Annotated in this window: 2 protein-coding genes; both read right to left on the bottom strand. The window is 56.6% G+C overall.

The features are described 5' to 3' along the window. Positions 1–2,134: host specificity protein J (locus ADK28_RS05000; protein WP_048795049.1), on the bottom strand; the 2,134-nt coding region annotated here is incomplete at its 3' end. A 53-nt stretch (positions 2,135–2,187) separates the two neighbouring features. Next, on the bottom strand, positions 2,188–2,778 hold the full coding sequence (locus ADK28_RS05005) for a tail assembly protein (RefSeq protein ID WP_048795048.1): 591 nt from the start codon (positions 2,776–2,778) through the stop codon (positions 2,188–2,190). Positions 2,779–2,790 lie beyond the last annotated feature (12 nt).

Genomic DNA, 2,790 nt, shown 5'->3' on the forward strand with positions numbered 1-2,790 from the left:
CCTTCAGGTAGGTTTCCATCGACGTCGCCCAGACAGACGATACGTCACTGGCGTTGATGGCGCGCACGCGCACCAGGTAGCGCCCGGCGTAGATGCCTGGCACCTCGAATCCCAACGCAGACGTGCGCGGCATAGAAACCCAGTTGCCGCTATCCTTGCGCCATTCAGCCTCATAGGCTACCGCGCTGTCGACCGCATCCCACTTGGCGCGCAGGGTCGTCACGGCGATCCCCTGGCTTACCGACGAATAGCTATCAATGGCGATGTTCTTCGGCGGCGGTTGCACGCCTGGCGGAATTACCGAGATCGGCCGTTCATCGATGCGCGCGCCGGTATCGATCGCCGCATATTTACCCGGCTCATGCCAAACAGCCGTAACAGTGAATGTGCCGTCATCATTATCGGCAACGTTGGAAACACGGTATTGCTGAACAAACAGATCGTTTGCGTCTACGCTCCACACCGCCTCCGGTTCGGGGGGTTCTGCGTACGCAGTCGACACTGTAACCACCCGGCCATTCACTGCTTGCACCGTGCGGGCCTGAGATTTTCCCGATGGCAGGTTAATCAGCAGGCGATCTCCGATTTTTACATCGGCCACACGGTCCAGCGTGATGTTGCGTCCGCCAACAGAGGAAATACGACCGCCCAGCACCCGGCCCGCCAGCATCTGATCGGCAACACCGATGATATGTCCAGGCAACGGAATAAATCCATCTAACCCAGTGGAGAACGACACGCTGCGATCATTGCTATTGGTCAACAGTGCCCAGCGGCCTCGCCGATTCGCTTCCGTCTGCCGAGTACAGCCGATCGCTGAGATTTCCGTTTGGTTGATGCCATACCGGCGCACCAGCGCGTTCTCCGCCACGGCCTCGACTTCATCCTGATAATGATTTTCAGGGTTTGACCAGCTCACCATCGCCGTCGTGTAGCGATTTCGCTGGCTGCCGCCCTGATAGTGGAATTTTCCGTCGATCACGTTGGCGCGGGTGTAGGTGTAATCCATATCCCGCGGCATATCCGCCAGCGCACAGGCCTGATTGTTGGCCCAATACGTCATACCCCGGAAGATTGAGGCCAGATCGCGCAGCACAGTGAATGCCTCGTTCTGCGACTGGATGTAGACGTCGCACAGAAACCGCGGCTCTTTCCCGTCGCCGCCACGGCCATCCGGCACCGGCTGATCGCAGTATTGGGCGATGCGGTACAGCTCAACCTCATCAACCTGCGTCATGTCCAAGCGATCACCCAGGCCAAAACGTTTATTCAGCAAAATATCGTAGAACACCCAGGCCGGGTTGTTGGAGTAGGCCCACTTAAACTCCCCAGTCCACGTGCCGGTATAGGTCCGAGATTCCGGATCATAGGTTGTCGGCACACGAATCATTCGCCCCTTAGGCTTACAGCTGATCCGCGGGATGTTTTGGAACTGCTTAGCATCGAACGAAACAAAGAGCAGCGCCGTGTTCGGATAGCGTAGCTTTGCATCAATGACCTCGGTGATCGCCTCAATATTCATCCGGTCGACAATTCGCGATGATGTAGAATCCGCAGTAAGGCGCCGGGCGCGCACCTGCCAGCCAGTGGTTGCCGGCGGCAGGTTTATCCGGTGGCTGCGCTCATACAGTGACGTCGTTTTGTCGTTAATTGTGCCGTTAAGTACCGTCTGGTAGGCGCCGCCATCGGTCGACAGATCGATCGCATAATCGACACGCGTACCAACCTGATCGCCGTTGTCCTCCTGCTTTAACAGGGTCGGCCAACCGATGCGCAGGCGAATGGCTGACAGTTGGGTGTTGCTGATTGCCCGCACCCACGGCTGAGAGGCTTTTAGCTCTGTGCCGATGCTGATCTCGTTTTCGGCACCAGGCACACCCTGGATATAGCTCTGTGTCTGGGTGCCAGGGCGAAACTCCCACTCGACACCGGGAAAGTTAGTCGTGCCATCTGGAGACAATAACGGCGTTCCATCGAGATAAATATTCGTCCCATCGAGGCCGCCAGCTAATTCCCCCTCACCAATCGCCAGTAGAATTTTTGTTTTGGCGATCGACTGAATGCTGTCCGGCGACTCGGTCGGCGTGTGGCCACCACCACCGCCACCTTTCCGCCCCTGAATGATTTTTTCCATGATTTCGCCCATAAAAAAGCCCGCCGAAGCGAGCCTGTTAAACACTGGAAAATTTATTGCTGGTCTTCGGCGTAGATGCCGGCAGAGATAATGGCACCGCCGATCTCCCGGCTACCGTACAGCACGCCGACGGGATTACCCTGAGCGGTGGAGTTGACCGGCCCGCCGAATGCGTAAGACGGTTTATTGTCGGCATCCTGGCTGACAGAGAGACCGCCGGGTTGCGGGGAGAGCATTTGGATCACCCCGCCAAGCATCATAGAGCCACCGATCATAGCAACGGTCCCCCAACCACCAGCGGCAGCCAATCCGCCAGCAGCCATAATCCCGCCTGGTGCGAGTACGGCGGCAGCAATCAATGCAGCCCCTAAGATGGTTTGAAATAGGCCGCCGCGCTTGCTGCCGGTGATAACAGGCACGATTCGAATATTTTCGTTGCCTTTGGTCATCGCCAGCTGATTTTCGCTGATATTTTTACCACCAACAAAAATCGCAAAGGTAAGCCCTTTCTGCTTGGACTCGAGCATGAATTTTTCGAAGCCGGGGATCAGCCCTTTTAATGCCCTGATGGCGTGCGGCACATCACGTGCGCGGTACTTAAATTCTCTGGTAAATTTCTTTCCGAGAATTCCGCGAAGTTCGATTGTTCTAACTGG

Source organism: Serratia sp. 506_PEND, from assembly GCF_001076875.1.
GTDB classification, from domain to species: Bacteria; Pseudomonadota; Gammaproteobacteria; order Enterobacterales; family Enterobacteriaceae; genus Serratia; species Serratia marcescens.